The 15,687-nt window shown below is 45.0% G+C and carries 11 protein-coding genes; 5 read left to right on the top strand and 6 right to left on the bottom strand.

The annotated features are described in order from the left end of the window. Positions 1-101: 101 nt before the first annotated feature. The 4 genes from BW716_RS17830 to BW716_RS17815 are packed head-to-tail and all read right to left on the bottom strand — an operon-like array spanning position 102 to position 3,618. Positions 102-524, bottom strand: a complete 423-nt coding sequence (locus BW716_RS17830) for a hypothetical protein (RefSeq protein ID WP_083724422.1) — start codon at positions 522-524, stop codon at positions 102-104. Between the two features lie 59 nt (positions 525-583). After that, positions 584-1,663 (bottom strand): ABC transporter permease, encoded by a 1,080-nt coding sequence (locus BW716_RS17825; protein WP_083724420.1) that lies wholly within the window; start codon positions 1,661-1,663, stop codon positions 584-586. A 3-nt stretch (positions 1,664-1,666) separates the two neighbouring features. Then, positions 1,667-2,809 (bottom strand): glycosyltransferase, encoded by a 1,143-nt coding sequence (locus BW716_RS17820; RefSeq protein WP_083724418.1) that lies wholly within the window; start codon positions 2,807-2,809, stop codon positions 1,667-1,669. A gap of 8 nt (positions 2,810-2,817) precedes the next feature. Continuing rightward, positions 2,818-3,618, bottom strand: coding sequence for an alpha/beta hydrolase (locus BW716_RS17815; protein WP_083724416.1), 801 nt, complete (start codon positions 3,616-3,618; stop codon positions 2,818-2,820). Between the two features lie 150 nt (positions 3,619-3,768). Here BW716_RS17815 and BW716_RS17810 point away from each other — a divergent pair, with 150 nt between their 5' ends. The 3 genes from BW716_RS17810 to BW716_RS17800 all read left to right on the top strand — a co-directional run bounded on the left by BW716_RS17810 (position 3,769) and on the right by BW716_RS17800 (position 10,094). Beyond that, positions 3,769-5,559 (top strand): acyl-CoA dehydrogenase family protein, encoded by a 1,791-nt coding sequence (locus BW716_RS17810; RefSeq protein WP_083724415.1) that lies wholly within the window; start codon positions 3,769-3,771, stop codon positions 5,557-5,559. Between the two features lie 115 nt (positions 5,560-5,674). Beyond that, on the top strand, positions 5,675-7,483 hold the full coding sequence (locus tag BW716_RS17805) for an N-acetylmuramoyl-L-alanine amidase (RefSeq protein ID WP_179091171.1): 1,809 nt from the start codon (positions 5,675-5,677) through the stop codon (positions 7,481-7,483). Between the two features lie 196 nt (positions 7,484-7,679). Further along, positions 7,680-10,094: a TonB-dependent receptor gene (locus BW716_RS17800; RefSeq protein WP_220388786.1), complete on the top strand. Its 2,415-nt coding sequence runs from the start codon at positions 7,680-7,682 to the stop codon at positions 10,092-10,094. Positions 10,095-10,171: 77 nt separating this feature from the next. Here the strand turns inward: BW716_RS17800 and BW716_RS17795 are convergent, their stop codons facing one another. After that, positions 10,172-12,985 (bottom strand): TonB-dependent receptor, encoded by a 2,814-nt coding sequence (locus BW716_RS17795; RefSeq protein ID WP_083724525.1) that lies wholly within the window; start codon positions 12,983-12,985, stop codon positions 10,172-10,174. Between the two features lie 391 nt (positions 12,986-13,376). On the opposite strand from BW716_RS17795, the gene BW716_RS17790 reads away from it, so the two are divergent. Both BW716_RS17790 and BW716_RS17785 read left to right on the top strand, forming a co-directional pair. Next, positions 13,377-13,727 (top strand): carboxymuconolactone decarboxylase family protein, encoded by a 351-nt coding sequence (locus BW716_RS17790; protein WP_083724409.1) that lies wholly within the window; start codon positions 13,377-13,379, stop codon positions 13,725-13,727. Between the two features lie 106 nt (positions 13,728-13,833). After that, a complete protein-coding gene (locus BW716_RS17785; RefSeq protein ID WP_083724407.1) occupies positions 13,834-14,868 on the top strand; it encodes a 2-oxoacid:ferredoxin oxidoreductase subunit beta in 1,035 nt (344 codons plus the stop codon). 140 nt (positions 14,869-15,008) lie between these two features. Here the strand turns inward: BW716_RS17785 and BW716_RS17780 are convergent, their stop codons facing one another. Beyond that, positions 15,009-15,659 (bottom strand): LysE family translocator, encoded by a 651-nt coding sequence (locus tag BW716_RS17780; RefSeq protein ID WP_083724405.1) that lies wholly within the window; start codon positions 15,657-15,659, stop codon positions 15,009-15,011. Between the last annotated feature and the right edge of the window lie 28 nt (positions 15,660-15,687).

The raw sequence follows: 15,687 nt of genomic DNA, 5'->3' as shown, positions 1-15,687 counted from the left end.
TTTGGTGATCTATTGGTGACCTTATAGTGATCTATTGGAAACGAAGTTGTACCATAGCTATAGTATAGCTACATTATGACTATGGCTATGCTTTCGCCAAACTATTCAGACTTATTAGTAATCCAGAAGGTCTTGGAAATTGTATTGTCGGGATTATCGACTGAAGTAATCACCACCGTCACCAGTACGGTGCGTAATGGCTCTAATCCGATCAGTGTGATCTCAATGGCGCCACTGGAACTCGGTGCTACTGCATTCTGCGGAATGTTGATACCACCCGGGTCAGTTACGGCTGTGACTGTAATGGTCACCCCACTGGCTGGCAATTTGGAAGTAACCTGTGCCTGAAAAGTATAGGTTGTACCGGCTGCTGCGGTATAAGAAGCCTCTGTTACATTTGCGAGAGTCACCTTCAGTCCTTCTTCAGCAGGCTTCACCGTAGTGGTGCCGTCTTTCTTTTTACAGGAAGAAAAGGTCAGTGCAAACAGGGCCAGAATAGGTAAAAGATATGATTTCAAAGGCATAAAAGTACGGATAATGGATAAAGTAAAATTAGTAGTTTTTATAATACGAAACAAGGGAATTACTGCCGTACATCCATCGCATCCCTCAAACCGTTTCCTAACAGGTTAAATGCCAGTACCATCAGCATAATTGCCACTCCCGGTGCCAGGGCCAGCAAAGGATTGTGGGTAATGATGAAATTGTAGTTTTCTTTGATCATCAGGCCCCAAGAGGGTTGTGGCGGCTGTACGCCTACCCCCAGGAAACTCAGCCCCGCCTCTACCACGATTGCCGTGGCAAAATTACCGGCAGCAACCACCATCACAGGTCCTAATATATTAGGTAAAATATGCTTTACAATTGTACGGGTATGCCCAAAGCCCAGTGCACGGGTAGCCTCGATAAAGGTCAGTTCTCTCAGCGACATCACCTGCCCCCTGATAATGCGGGCTACATTTACCCACATTGTGAGGCCTACCGCAATAAATACCTGCCAGAAACCTTTGCCCAGGGCCAGGGTAATGGCAAATACGAGTAATAATGTAGGTACTGACCAGATCACATTCACCAGCCACATCACAACCTCATCCGTTACTCCACGGAAATATCCGGCTACTGCCCCTAAGAGAATTCCAATAGTAAGCGAAATTATCACCGCTATAAACCCTACACTCAGGCTTACCCTCGTACCTACCAGCAGGCGGCTCAGGATATCCCTTCCAAACTTGTCCGTGCCCAGCCAGGCTTTGTAGTGTCTGATGTAAGTCCTTTTCGCCGGGTAGCTTTCCCTCATAGACGTATCTTCATCTATATAGCGCTGCACAATGACGCTATCTCCTGCAGAACGGTAGCTGGTCACAGGCACCCAGGTTACATCTTCTGCCTGTCCATCCATCAACCTTTCCAGGAAACCTACTTTTTCTACTGGTTGCTGTTTGGGCAATGCCAGTAAGTCAATCCTGAAACCGGGATGCTGCCCTCCTATCTCTACGATCATCCTGTTTGCCATCGGCGTGCCATCCGGTGCTACCCAATAGGCAATGACGCTGACTATGACAGCGATGGCGATCAGCAACATACCTGCTACTGCCCCCTTATTCCGTCGCAGCCTGGCCCAGGCCTGCTGCCGGAAAGATGATCGTATATTGAGTTCCGCCATAATTTATTTTACTTTTCGGCCTTTCCACTGGTAAGAACCAAACTTACCAAGCCACCCCGCCACTACAATATATGGAATATGAAATAACTGTCCGGGTATAAACCAGCCAAGCAAGCCTTTTTTCCGGAAGAATTGAGATACAGGGATCAGAAAGAAGAACTCCAGCACCACCTTGTACACCATCGCTATCAGGAAATATGGCAAAGCACCGGGGGCAAAAATGCAGAACAACCCACCAAACAACAATACCACATTCCAGAAGTAGACCAGCGCCAGCACCCAGGTGAGCCGCTTATCGTCATACTTATCTGCTTTGGATGACCAGCGGATACGCTGATTCATAAAAGCCCGGAAGGTATCGACTGGTAACGTCTCCACGATTGCATCCTGGCTTTTCAGGTATTTCACGCCATCTGGATAAGCCTTAAATACCTTGAACATCAGCAACATATCATCTCCTGAGGCAATGTTATCGATCCCTTTGAAAGCATCGACTTCATAGAATACCTTTCTTTCATAAGCAAGGTTGGCCCCATTACACATGGTACCGTCTTTCAATCGGGCTAATGCCCCCGTAATCCCCTGCATGGTCATGAAGTCCAGCGACTGCAGGATCTTGAAGAAGTTAGTTTCTTTATAGAAGCTCACCGGGGCGGCGATGAATTTAGGCTGGTATTGTTCATAGAATCTGACCATCGTACTAACCCATAGTGGCCCCATCACGCAATCAGCGTCTGTGGTCATGATCAGGTCACCGGTAGCTTGTTCTATCGCCAGTTCGATAGCCTTCTTTTTATAGGAATTCAGTCTTTCCGTAGCGCTGAGGTACTGGCTTAGTTGCAGCAGTTTGATATTGGCTGCGGGAAATTCTTTTACGACATTGGGAGTACGGTCTGTAGAAAAGTCGTCGATGACAATGACTTCAAACAGGTGTGCCGGGTAATCCTGGGCATGAAGTGCTGCCAGTAAGGGTGGCAGGTTATCCTCTTCATCGCGGGCAGGAATAATAACGGTCACTTTGGTACCACCGCTGATGGGGGCGGTGGGTGTATAGGGTGGTAATGCCTTCCAGCCAAGTCCATATCGTATCATCAATATGCCATACAATCCTCCCAGCAGGAATAAGACAGTTAGAAAAAAATACATACGCGAATTTAAATCTTATCCAATATTATTTCACCCAGGTCTTCTGTGAGTAGCTGATGACCTTTGTCAAGTACCAGTGTTTCGCAGGGGAAAGTACCGTCCATAAACCGTATACCCAATACCGATGGAATCACCCTGTCGTACTTGCCAAATATGAGCAGGGTATGGATGCGATATTGGGCCAGCAGTTGTTTGATAAGTTTCCGGTTGGGCATCATATGGGCCATGATGGTCCATACATTGAAGACCAGTTCCCGCTTTTCGAGGGTATTCATACTGTTGTTTGCAAAGCGATGCAGGCTGTTGTTGATGAGTCTCAGCTTGTTGCCGGTATTGAGTAGCCAGAAATAAAATCCCGGGTGATAGGTGATGTGTTTAAAGAGCCGGTGACCGATGCGGGTTTGCGTCACAAAGTGGTGCCAGGGATTATCCCTGAGACCATCGGCTGCCAGCAGGATCAGTTCCCTGATCTGTGGGGCCATCTTTTCTGTGATGCAAAGGGCGAGACGGCCACCCATGCTGTATCCCAACAGGGAGAAGACGGTTTTCTTTTGCATTTTCAGGAGCAGGTCGATGATCGCATGAAGGTCTTCTTTTTCAAAAGGGCGGTTTTCCTGCCACACGGTTTTGCCATGAAGGGGCAGGTCGAGTGCCACGATAGTGAAGGCATCGCCAAGAGCGGGAACCAGCCGGGAAAAAGGCAGTGTACTTTCGCCGAAACCGTGCAGGCACACAAGAAGATCGTCGCCTTTGCCGGCGATGACTCCATGGATGCGGCTGTTTTCATATGGAAGGTAGAATGACTGCATTTCGCAAATGTACCAGTTTCAATTTTAACGTTTCCTATTCAGGCCGCCTACAGGCCATTGCCCTTCAATTTTCACGATTTAAAATTGCTATGTGAGGTAAAAAAAGTAAATTGAATGGTAACTCAAATTAACTGACAAAACTTTATCACAATGGAAGCAACTGTTGATAAGTCCACGTTGAAGGGCGCTGAGTTCCTGATCAAAGAAAGCCCTGTACATGAAGTGTTTACTCCCGAAGATTTCAACGAAGAACAAAAAATGATTAAAGAGATGGCCGAACAGTTTGTGGCAAAGGAAGTCACACCTGTGCTGGACCGGATCGATAAACTGGAAGAAGGGCTTATGCCTTCCTTACTGGAAAAAGCAGGCGAGCAGGGATTGCTGGGCGCTGCCTTCCCTGAGGAATACGGAGGGTTAGGCAAAGACTTCATCACAGCGACGCTCATCAATGAAGCCCTGGGTGCGGGTCACTCCTTTTCTGTAGCCATGGCGGCCCATACGGGTATAGGCTCCCTCCCCATTCTGTACTTCGGTACAGAAGCCCAGAAACAAAAATACATTCCTTTTCTTGGCTCCGGCCAGATGAAAGGTGCATATGCACTGACAGAACCCAATTCCGGTTCCGATGCACTCAGTGCGAAGACTACCGCCAAACTCTCTGCCGATGGTAAATTCTATTTACTGAATGGCCAGAAGTGCTGGATCACCAACTCCGGTTTTGCAGATGTATTCACTGTATTTGCTAAAATAGATGGCGATAAATTCACCGCCTTTATTGTGGATAAAGATACTCCCGGATTCACGCTGGGTGCTGAAGAGCACAAGATGGGAATCAAAGGTTCTTCTACCCGCCAGATCTACTTCCAGGATGCACAGGTTCCTGTGGAAAATGTACTGGGCGAGATTGGCAAAGGACATCTCATTGCCTTCAATATCCTGAATATCGGCCGTCTCAAACTGTGTGCAGCAGCATTGGGAGCTGCCAAGAAAACAGCCTCCATTTCCATTGAATACGCGAACACACGCGAGCAATTCAAACAATCCATTGGTAACTTCGGAGCCATCAAACATAAGTTAGCAGAAATGGCAATCCGTATATGGGTGAATGAATCAGCCCTGTATCGGACTGCACAGCTCATAGACGAGAAAGAAAAAGAACTGATAGCAGCCGGTAAGCCATTCAATGAAGCCCTGCTGGGTGCCGCGGAAGAATATGCAGTGGAATGCGCCATCCTGAAAGTAGGTGGTTCAGAAGCACTCGACTATGTAGTGGACGAAGGGGTACAGATCCATGGTGGGAATGGTTTCAGTGATGAATATGTGATATCCAAAGCATATCGCGATAGTCGTATCAACCGCATCTTTGAAGGCACGAACGAAATCAATCGTCTGCTTACACTGGATATGACGCTAAAGCGTGCTATGAAAGGAAGGCTGGACCTGATGAACCCCGCGATGAATGTGATGAAGGAGCTGATGAGTATTCCTGATTTTGGCAGTGATGATGAAACACCATATAGTGCTGAGAAAAAGCAGATCGTGAACCTGAAAAAAGCGATCCTGCTGGTAGCTGGTGCGGCTGCACAAAAGCTGATGACAAAGCTGGAAAGCGAACAGGAAATACTCATGAATATTGCAGATATGGCAATAGAAACGTTCCTTGCGGAAAGTGCTTTGCTGCGCCTGCTCAAGCGAATTGAGATAGAGGGAGAAGCTGCAAATGCATTGCAGGCTGATATCGTGAAGACATACCTGTATGATACTGCTGATCGTATTAATAAGTATGGGAAAGATGCGATTAATTCTTTTGCTGAAGGCGATGAACAGCGTATGATGTTGTTAGGTATTAAGCGGTTTACAAAAGCTGCGCCGGTGAATACGAAAGATGCGAGGAGGAGAATTGCAGATAAACTGCTGGCGGAGAATAAATATAGCTTGTAAAAATAACCTTCCCAAAGGAGCTGCCTATCGGTAGCTCCTTTGGGATTTAATTAAGTAAATGCCATCCCGCGAAGAGGCGGATGGCATTTTTTTTGTTTATTTGCGCCGGACAATCATGAGAGTACTAGCATTCATCATACTGATACAGATAGCCTTTACTGGAGTAAAAGCGCAGGAACAAGCCTTCCTTAAAATGGTGCAGCCTGTAAAGACTGAAATCAATACCAGTAGTTCTAAGCAATATATGTCAGGTCGCACCTGTGTAAGTTGTAAAGTAACACTGAATGATGATACCATACACGTATATCCCACCGGTGTATTTGCTTTAAAGCGGATCATCAAGCCCGGCAGGACTTCATTTACACTAACCACTACGGATACTACCGGTAAAAAGGTATCCCGCACTTACAACTACTACTATACAACATTACCGCCGGTCAAAGCGACCAGCGTATTCAGAATAGATGATATCAAAGTATTTCCAAAAGGGAATAGCACACTCTCTCCCGGTGATACCATCCGTGTAAGGATCAAAGGCTATCCGGGTTGTAAAGCTTACTGGATGCATGAAACACCCTTGCGTGAATTACCTTCTTCCAGGTACGGTGCTGAAGGCTTCTACGAAGGTTTTTATGTGATACAGGAAGCAGACTCTCTGTTAGATAACAAGATTGCCGTATTCCTGAAGAATAAAGATGGCAATACCACTGTCTTACAAAGTAGTAACAAACTCACTTACCAACGTGATCAACTGCTTGCTGGCAGAACGATTGATAGAAATACCTACCTCACAATTGCACCGGAAGGAGATCGCCTTGGGCCCCTCAAAATTGGCTACCTGGATTCGGATGTATTGCTCCGCATCACCGGTAAGCAAGGCAACTATTATAAAGTAAAACTCAGCAATCAGCAAACCGCGTTCATTCCTGAGTTATTATTGGATACTGTTAGTTTGAGTGAGCCAACACCGCTCAATATCGTGGAGGCAACCCGTACATGGAGTGATGCTAAATACGACTACATCGCTGTAGGATTATCTGAACGACTCCCCTACCTCAGCACCCAGCAGGTAGATCCGGGGAAAATAACACTGGATATTCATGGGGCGAACCTGGAACCAGACTTTACGCCGGGGTCTGATTCTATGCAGGAAGTAAAAGGTATCAAATGGGAACAGATCGGCTCGGATGTACTCAGAGTGAATATATCGCTGAAACATAAACAACCATGGGGCTATAAGGTCTATTATGACAGTACCCGCCTCGTAATAGCTGTAAAGCACCCACCGGCCAGTTTCCAGCTGAAAAACCTGACATTTGGTTTGGATCCGGGTCATGGTGGTACAAACGTAGGAGCACTGGGTGCCGCCGGGTATTATGAAAAGCAGCTGACCCTAATGATATCTATGTTGCTGAAAACAGCACTGGAAAAGGAAGGAGCAAAAGTACTTATGACCCGTACTACAGACCAGTTCGTTCCTAATGAAGACAGACTATCGTATTACAGGCAAATGAACCCCGATCTACTCATTAGTATTCACCTGAACTCATCTGTGAACCCGGTGGATGTACATGGTACGGCTAATTATTATAAATACCCCTTCTGCGAACCTTTTAACAGGTCGATCCACGCCCAGTTGCTAGGTTTAGGCTTGTCTGACTTTGGCAATAATGGTGACTTCAATTTTATTCTTAATAACCCGACTGAGTTTCCGGATGCCCTGATCGAGACCTTGTTCTTAAGCAACCCTGAAGATGAAATGAATGTGCTGGACGAGAGTTTCAGACAGAAGATGGTGGATAGGATCATAGCGGGGATCAAAGATTTCCTGCGGGAAGCTGAGCAGGATCAGGTGACCAGAAAGGTGACTGAGCAGGCAGCAGTGTCTGGTACGAATGAAGAAAGTCCGGGCTCCGATCAATAAAACAGGCTCTGATCAGTAAAAACAAGCACAAAAGAAGAAGTTCCTCCGTACAATTGCGATGCTTTTTCGGTAAAAAAGAATGGTTCCGTCATAAATTTTCCCTTTTGCGTAAACGATTTTCCTGAATCGACACGATAAACAGGTTACTATATTGCAATTTTGCTGCGCAAAAAATAACAAAAAGTTTATGGTAAGGATGACTATTAAGTCCTTCATGCTTGTTCTGAGCATGATTGTTTCCTTCTTCTATACCGCTACTGCTACTACTTTAGAAGACAATAATGGAGGAATTAAAGGTAAGATCGTAACATCTGATGGTAAACCAGCTGCGGATGTGTCTGTAATCTTACAGGGTACCAGTTTTATGACGGTTTCTGATGGTGCAGGTACGTTTGTGTTTAAAAATGTGCCTGCTGGTAACTATCAGGTGGCGATTTCTTTTACAGGTTTTGCGAATAAGACAGAAGATGTGACTGTAGAAGCTGGTAAAACTGCATCCGTGAAGTTCCAGCTGGAAGTATCCAGTAAACAACTTTCTGAAATAGTAATTACGGGTAATCAGGCTAAATTGGTAAGACGTTCAAGTAATTATGTGTCTAAATTACCATTAGCGAATGTTGAGAATCCAACAGTATATTCAGTGATTACCAAGGATCTGCTGGCACAGCAACAGGTATATACTGTGGATGATGCGATGAGAAATGCACCTGGTATTACTAAGATGTGGGAAGCTACCAACCGTAGTGGTGATGGTGGAGCGTACTACAACTCACGTGGTTTTACCATCCAGAGCCAATTGCGCAATGGTGTGGCAGGTAACGTTTCTTCTGTAATCGACGCGAGCAATATTGAAAGCATCGAGGTAATCAAAGGCCCTAACGCCACACTGTTCGGTGCTCAGCTGACTTCTTACGGTGGTTTGATCAACCGTGTTACTAAAAGACCTTATGACCATTTTGGTGGCGAGGTAGCAGTAGCAGGTGGTAGCTATAATTACAACCGCATCATGGCGGATGTAAATACGCCACTGGATTCTGCGAAGAATATACTGCTACGTATCAATACCGCTTATACTACACAGGACAGCTGGATGGATGTGGGTCATAGCAAAACATTTGCATTTGCACCAAGCCTTTCTTACAAAATCAACGACAGATTAAATATATCACTCGAAGCAGAATTCATGAGTGGAGAAGGTAACGGTAATACATTCTTCTTTATGCCATGGTGGTTAACTACCGCTGATCTGACGGCACAGAGAGCTGATAAACTGAAAATAGATTACAACCGTGCATTCATCAACGAAGATCTGACTGCTACCAGCCGCAATGCAAACTTTTTTGGTAGCATGAATTATAAGGTATCTGACCAGTGGAACACACAGACAGTTGTATCTATGACCAACAGTTATTCTGACGGTTTTGGTCCTTACTTCTACCTGCTGCCAGGTGATTCTATCTCCCGTCAGGATCAGTCTACTGAAAACAGTAAACAAAGCATCACTGAAATTCAACACAACTTCATCGGTGATTTCAAAATTGGTAAATTCAGAAACCGCTTTGTAGGTGGGATCGACTTCTTCTACCTGAACTCCAACCAGATGTTCAAGAGTGCTGAATATGATCAGGTACCTACTTATGGAACTGTATCAAACTACCGTGATTTCAATGCTACAAACATGAACGATGTTTACAAGTCATTGGGGAGTTCTGTAGAATATCCATACATCTACAAAAAATACGTTTACAGTGCATATGCATCTGATGTGTTCAACATTACAGATCAACTGATGGTACAAGCAGGTTTACGTATCGACTACTATGATTTCAAAGGAAATTATAGCCCTGCTACTGGTACTACATCCGGTGGATATAATCAGACTGCATTGTCTCCTAAATTTGGTATCGTTTACCAGGTTGTTAAGGATCGTCTGTCCTTATTTGGCAACTACCAGAATGGCTTTACCAACACGAATTCACTGATCTACGTAAGTGAAACTGAGACCACTATTTCCAAGCCAGAACAGGCTAATCAATGGGAAGGTGGTGTGAAGATGGATATGTTTGATGGTAAACTGACCGGTACTATTAGCTACTATGATATCAAAGTAAAAGACGTTTTACGTTCTGATGCTGAACATCCTAATTTCTATGTTCAGAATGGTAGCCAGAAGAGCAAAGGTGTAGAAGTAAGCATTATTGCTAATCCATTCCAGGGCTTCAGCGTAGTAGCGGGTTATAGCTATAACGATTCTTATTACATTAATACAAGCGATGATGTAAATGGTCTTCGTCCAGGTACAGCGTCTTCTCCAACCTCTGCTAACCTGTGGTTGAACTACCGTATTTCAAATGGTAAACTGAAAGGTCTGAGCTTTGGTGCAGGTGGTAACTACGCCAGCGATGTGAAGATTGTAAACAGCAGAACTACGGGGGTTTTTGTACTTCCAGCATATACAGTACTGAATGCTGCACTTTCTTACGATACACCTAAATTCAGGTTCGGCGCGAAAGTAGATAACCTGACTGACAAACACTACTGGATTGGTTATTCTTCCATGAATCCTCAGAAGTCCAGAAGCTTCACTGGTACAGTTGCATTCAAGTTTTAACATAACACTTGCATAATTGTAAAAAGGGGTTATCGTAATACGATAACCCCTTTTTATTTAAATGAGCGTTTGCTCTTTTATAAGTCAAACTTCACACCGAAGTTATATCTCGGCCTATAATACTCCGCCTGCATTGTTCTTGAAGAAATTCCCTGATAATACCTTAATGGCTGATTAGTCAGGTTATTCGCCTCCGCAAAAAAGCGCCAGTTCTTTGCAAATTTGTAAGACGCATTTGCATCTAAAAAGAACTGCTTGTCATAATAGCTATCATCAAAATCACTACCACCCAATGCATCCAGGTAAGCCGCTGTATAGTTACCAGAAACTCTTGCGGTAAAGCGCTTATTTTCGAATGAAATGGAAGCATTAAACATATGTGGTGCTGTACCCGGTAAGGTAACACCAGTACGCTTTTCACCATCAGAATTATACACACCACTCGCTGTAGATTTTGTGTAAGTATAGTTCACATACACACCAAAACCTTTTGCAAATCCGGGCAGAAAATCCAGCTGGCGCTGTAACGCTACTTCAAATCCATACACCTTTACATTATCACCATTACGCGCTTGTTTGTACGTCCAGTTCTCACCATCAGGAATCGGGTTTGTAGCAGTGCTACCATAATCAGCCGTGAAATCTGCAGCAGAATAAGACGCATCTTTGAATGTATAAATGAAGTCGTTGATACTCTTATAGAACACGCCACCAGACAGGATACCTACTGATTTAAAATACTGCTCTGCCATGATATCAAAGTTCCATGCATACGCAGCTTTCAGATCGGGATTGCCCGCACTGATCGCAGCATCATCTGCCACACTGCTTACATAAGGGGCGATATCATAGTAGTTAGGACGCGCGATTGAAGTAGTCGCTGCTGCACGCAGTACTAAATCATTATTTACATTATACCGGAAAGTTACACCCGGCAATACATTCAAATAACTGTTCTTTACATTACGCTGACCAGTCAGATCTTCTTCATCTTCTACTACGTTACCTTCATAGTCGATAGCGGTATTTTCCAGACGTACACCCGCAATCATTGAGAGTTTGGATGTAAAGTCCTGATCCCAGCGAACATAACCAGCAGTGATGGTTTCATTTGCTTTGTAGTTCGCTGACAGATACTCCGCAGGATTATCTTCACCTGTGAACTTACTTGCATCATTCAGGTTCAGACTACCTAAATATTCTTTAGATACAAATGAACCACGGCTATATTTGGAACCCGGCTGATAACCTGCACCTGTATAGCTTACCAGCGGCATAGTTGCCAGTGAACCATACTCTGTTACTGGCTCATAATCGAAGTAGTTATTCTCACGTTTCTTATCCTTGATGCGCATTCTTCCACCTACACGCAAACGACCTTTCTGATCAGGCAGAATGCTGAATGGAAAACGCAGATTCAATTTCAGGCCCAACTCATTCTCGCGGGTATAATCATGATTCTCCGACAGGGAATTGAAGTTCAGATCTTCATCAGTTACGGTCGTTGTTACCAATGGAAAACGGGTGTTAGAAAGATCCAGAGATACTGGTGCATCTTTCACACGGAACTCCATATAACGTTCGTTCGGACGATCTTCGCTGGCAGATGAATAGCTCACTGCCCAGTCCAGGTCGACCTTACTACCCAGCAGGTGTTCACCACGCACAGAGTAGTTCTGAACACGCTGGTCTTCCAGTCTTCTACCTTTATTTCTATCATTGTTGATACCACCTTTGGTTTCACGACGTACCTGACCGGTATAACTACTGATGCTGCCATCATCGGCATACTCAGGTTCGATATCGCTATACCTCAGGCGGTAACGGTTTTCACGATCATCGCGCCAGTTGTACATCGCATTGAGGTAGATGGTATTTTTAGGATTGATCTTATAGTCAAGTGCAGCGGATAAGCTACGACGGATGCGCTGTACATTGTAAGTACGCACCTCCATTTCTTCGGTGTATACATGTCCTGCGTCATCTTTTTTCCAGGTAGCTTCCACATCGTCGGAGCCGTAGTCGTTGTTATTGTAAGAAGCACTTACAACTGCACCCAGTTTGTTGTTGAAGAAGCGGTTACCCAATACCAGACCACCGGTGTACAATGGTTTGTTACGGATAGGATTCACACCACCGGAGAGGGTTGCAGATACACGCAAGCCATTGGGTGCTGCGCGGGTCACGAGGTTCACAGAACCACCGATTGCATCTGCATCCATATCAGGGGTGAGGGTTTTGTTTACTTCGATAGTTTGCACCATGTCAGAAGGAATGAGGTCCATCTGTACACGGCGGTTATCACCTTCGGCAGAAGGGATCCTGTCGCCGTTCATAGTTACTGAGTTCAGCTCAGGAGCCAGACCCCGGATAATGATGTTACGGGCTTCCCCCTGGTCGTTCTGCATGGTTATACCTGGGATACGCTTCATCGCATCGCCGATGTTCGCATCCGGGAAACGGCCAATCTGGTCAGCAGACACGATATTGGTGACGTTTGGATTGTTTTTCTGCTGGTTCAGGGCTTTTGCCTGACCGCGCAGACGGTCACCCACAACCAATACCTCTTTTCCGGCTATTCCACCGGCTTCGAGTTGCAGTTTCAACTCAGTGGTTTTGCCTGCAGCCACGGATACTTCCTGTGTGTAAGATTGGTAGCCAATGTAAGTAACTTCGAGTGTGTAGGTACCAACCGGAACGCCGAGAAATTCGAATTTACCCTGCTGGTTGGATACTGTGTAATGATTACCAGGTTTCAGTTTCAGGGTGGCTCCCGGGAGGGACAAAGCCTGATTTTTGTCGACGATACTACCGGTTAACAAGCCGGTAGTCTGACCCAGACAAATGACGCTGAGCCACGAGAAGAGCATTGTGAAAATTAACTTCCGCATAAAGGTTGAATTAATGTGTGGGGGTTTTTCGCATAGTTGAATAGAAGCAGGTTCCCCAGACCTGCAGGTGAGCATTTAGTTCAAAACATGTGGTTGAATAGTGGTGCAAAGGAAATATTCTAATGTTACGCCACTGTTAAGAAGGCGAAAAAATTGGTTTCGACTTCGACGGAAGTGTTTTTGCGGGGCGCCTGCGGCAGGCTTTGAGGGCTAAATGATTACTAATAGTTATGACCTATAACCCGCAGTTATGACAAAGCCCACAATTAGCTAATTATCAACCACTTAATAAATCATGCTTTTGCACTCCCAAACCTATAGTCTACCCGTTAAGTAGATTGATTTATATTTGGGAATCGTTTCATAGCTTTATTGTGACAAATACAACAAAATGGCAGACGAGATAAAAGCATTTAACGATTACCGGGAAAAGATGAATGAGGTCATTCTGGGTAAACAAAACAAAGTGATCAACCGGTTATTCAACCTGGACACCAACACTTATATGGAAGGTGCCCTTAGTACAAAAGTGAAAGAAATGCTGGGGTTGGTTTCGTCTATGGTATTACGTTGCGACGACTGCATCAAATACCATTTGGGCAAATGCCACGAGCAGGGAATCACCACTGAAGAGATGTACGAAATTTTTGCAGTAGCTAATATAGTTGGGGGTACCATCGTAATACCACATACAAGAAGAGCGGCTGAATATTGGGAAGCTTTGTTGGCACAGGAAAGCTGATTGTGGTCAGTTCCCTATATAAGTATTCCGGATTGCGCAATCCCTATCGGGATACAATTCGTAACTTTGCCAACCAATTATAACTTTTTCTATTAACAATACAACAATGTCAACAGCAACTATAGCTCCGCAGGCGTTAACGGCGAAGGATTTTGCAACGGACCAGGAAGTACGCTGGTGCCCGGGTTGCGGAGATTATTCTATATTGAAACAGGTGCAGACCATTATGCCTGGATTGGGCATACCGAAAGAGAACATCGTGATCGTTTCCGGTATTGGCTGTTCATCCCGTTTTCCATACTATATGAATACCTACGGCATGCACTCCATCCATGGCCGTGCTACTGCGATCGCATCTGGTCTTAAAGCCGTGCGTCCTGAGCTGAGTGTGTGGATTGTGACTGGTGATGGTGATGGTTTGTCCATCGGTGGTAACCACACGATTCACCTGCTGCGCCGTAACTTTGATGTCAATGTAATGCTGTTCAACAACCAGATCTATGGTCTGACCAAAGGACAGTACTCCCCTACTTCTGAAACCAGCAAGGTGACGAAGTCTACACCTTATGGCAGTATTGACCATCCGTTCAACCCAATGGCGCTGGCGCTGGGTGCTGATGCGTCTTTCATTGCCAGAAGTATGGACCGCGATCCTAAACACCTGCAGGAAATGCTGAAACGCAGCCATGCGCATAAAGGTGCTTCTTTCCTCGAGATCTATCAGAACTGTAACATCTTTAATGATGGCGCTTTTGAAGTGTTTACGGAGAAGTCAAGCAAGGCTGAGCAGGCCATCTTTGTAGAGCAGGGACAGCCGTTGGTATTTGGTGCACAGAAGAACAAGGGTATCCGTCTGGATGGATTGAAACCTGTGGTAGTTGAGCTGGGTGCTGAGTATAGTGCAGATGACCTGTGGATCCATGATGAGCATGATTTCTATAAGGCACAGATATTGACCCGTATGTTCGACGATCCGCGTATTGAAGGACATTTCCCACGTCCATTCGGCGTGTTTTATCAAGGGTTCCGTCCTACTTATGAGGAGCAATTAAATTTCCAGGTAGAGGATGCATTTAGCAAGAGAGGTCCTGGGGATTTGGATAAGTTGCTGGCTGGTAAGGAAACATGGACAATTAAATAAGCGCTTTTAATCCACCAATAAATAAAAAAAGCATCTTCCGCAAGGGGATGCTTTTTGTTTTATAATGAAAAACGTGCTTTTACCTTCGGTAAAAGCGCGTTTTTCGCAGAGCGCCTGTGGCAAGGCTCTAAATTCGATTATTAATGGCCCAGGGCACTTACATTAAATACCATTTGATACAACAACAGCACTCCAAACACAATCATACTCGCCCCGGATATCTTATTCAACCACTTTACATTCGTCAGGGTCAGCTTATGCCTGATCTTATCCGCCACAAATACCTTCAATATATCTGTAGATAACACCCATACCAGGCATACTCCGTAAGTAATAATCTTATGCCCCGTCGTGTGCGGACTATTCGAAACACAGATACCCAACCAGAATAGTATTACACCGGGATTCAGGGAATTCATCAGGAATCCTGCCAGCCAGATCTTTAAATAATCATGGGTCCGGAACATCTCCGGCTTTTCATCGCCGGTACTGATCTTCACCTTTTTGAACAGAAGGCCATATAGCCCCATACAAATCAGTAAACTCCCACCAACAATACCAATAGGTTTATTATATTCCTTCAGATCCAGAAAAAACGCTGTGGCCAGATTCCCCAGCAGCACATAAAATATATCACTGAATGATACACCCAGCGCAAAACTGATCCCAGCCTTGAAGCCGTTATTTACACTATATTTTATTATCGCGAAGATGACGGGGCCGACAGATACGGATAAAACCAGTCCAAGTGCCACTCCGGAGAAGACCGCTGATAAGAAAGCAGATGTCATGCGCTACAAAATTCCTATCTAAAAATAA

Origin of the sequence: [Flexibacter] sp. ATCC 35208 (assembly GCF_001975825.1) — a bacterium.
Lineage (GTDB): Bacteria > Bacteroidota > Bacteroidia > Chitinophagales > Chitinophagaceae > Chitinophaga.
Note: the sequence above shows the minus strand (reverse complement) of the source record. Positions and strands in the feature narration are given on the sequence as shown.

Excerpts from the sequence above, each read along its gene's own strand:
- BW716_RS17810 (WP_083724415.1), top strand. The coding sequence starts at position 3,769 with ATGGAAGCAACTGTTGATAAGTCCACGTTGAAGGGCGCTGAGTTCCTG.
- BW716_RS17825 (WP_083724420.1), bottom strand. The coding sequence starts at position 1,663 with ATGGCGGAACTCAATATACGATCATCTTTCCGGCAGCAGGCCTGGGCC.
- BW716_RS17795 (WP_083724525.1), bottom strand. The coding sequence starts at position 12,985 with ATGCGGAAGTTAATTTTCACAATGCTCTTCTCGTGGCTCAGCGTCATT.
- BW716_RS17790 (WP_083724409.1), top strand. The coding sequence starts at position 13,377 with ATGGCAGACGAGATAAAAGCATTTAACGATTACCGGGAAAAGATGAAT.
- BW716_RS17805 (WP_179091171.1), top strand. The coding sequence starts at position 5,675 with ATGAGAGTACTAGCATTCATCATACTGATACAGATAGCCTTTACTGGA.
- BW716_RS17785 (WP_083724407.1), top strand. The coding sequence starts at position 13,834 with ATGTCAACAGCAACTATAGCTCCGCAGGCGTTAACGGCGAAGGATTTT.
- BW716_RS17780 (WP_083724405.1), bottom strand. The coding sequence starts at position 15,659 with ATGACATCTGCTTTCTTATCAGCGGTCTTCTCCGGAGTGGCACTTGGA.
- BW716_RS17830 (WP_083724422.1), bottom strand. The coding sequence starts at position 524 with ATGCCTTTGAAATCATATCTTTTACCTATTCTGGCCCTGTTTGCACTG.
- BW716_RS17815 (WP_083724416.1), bottom strand. The coding sequence starts at position 3,618 with ATGCAGTCATTCTACCTTCCATATGAAAACAGCCGCATCCATGGAGTC.
- BW716_RS17800 (WP_220388786.1), top strand. The coding sequence starts at position 7,680 with ATGACTATTAAGTCCTTCATGCTTGTTCTGAGCATGATTGTTTCCTTC.
- BW716_RS17820 (WP_083724418.1), bottom strand. The coding sequence starts at position 2,809 with ATGTATTTTTTTCTAACTGTCTTATTCCTGCTGGGAGGATTGTATGGC.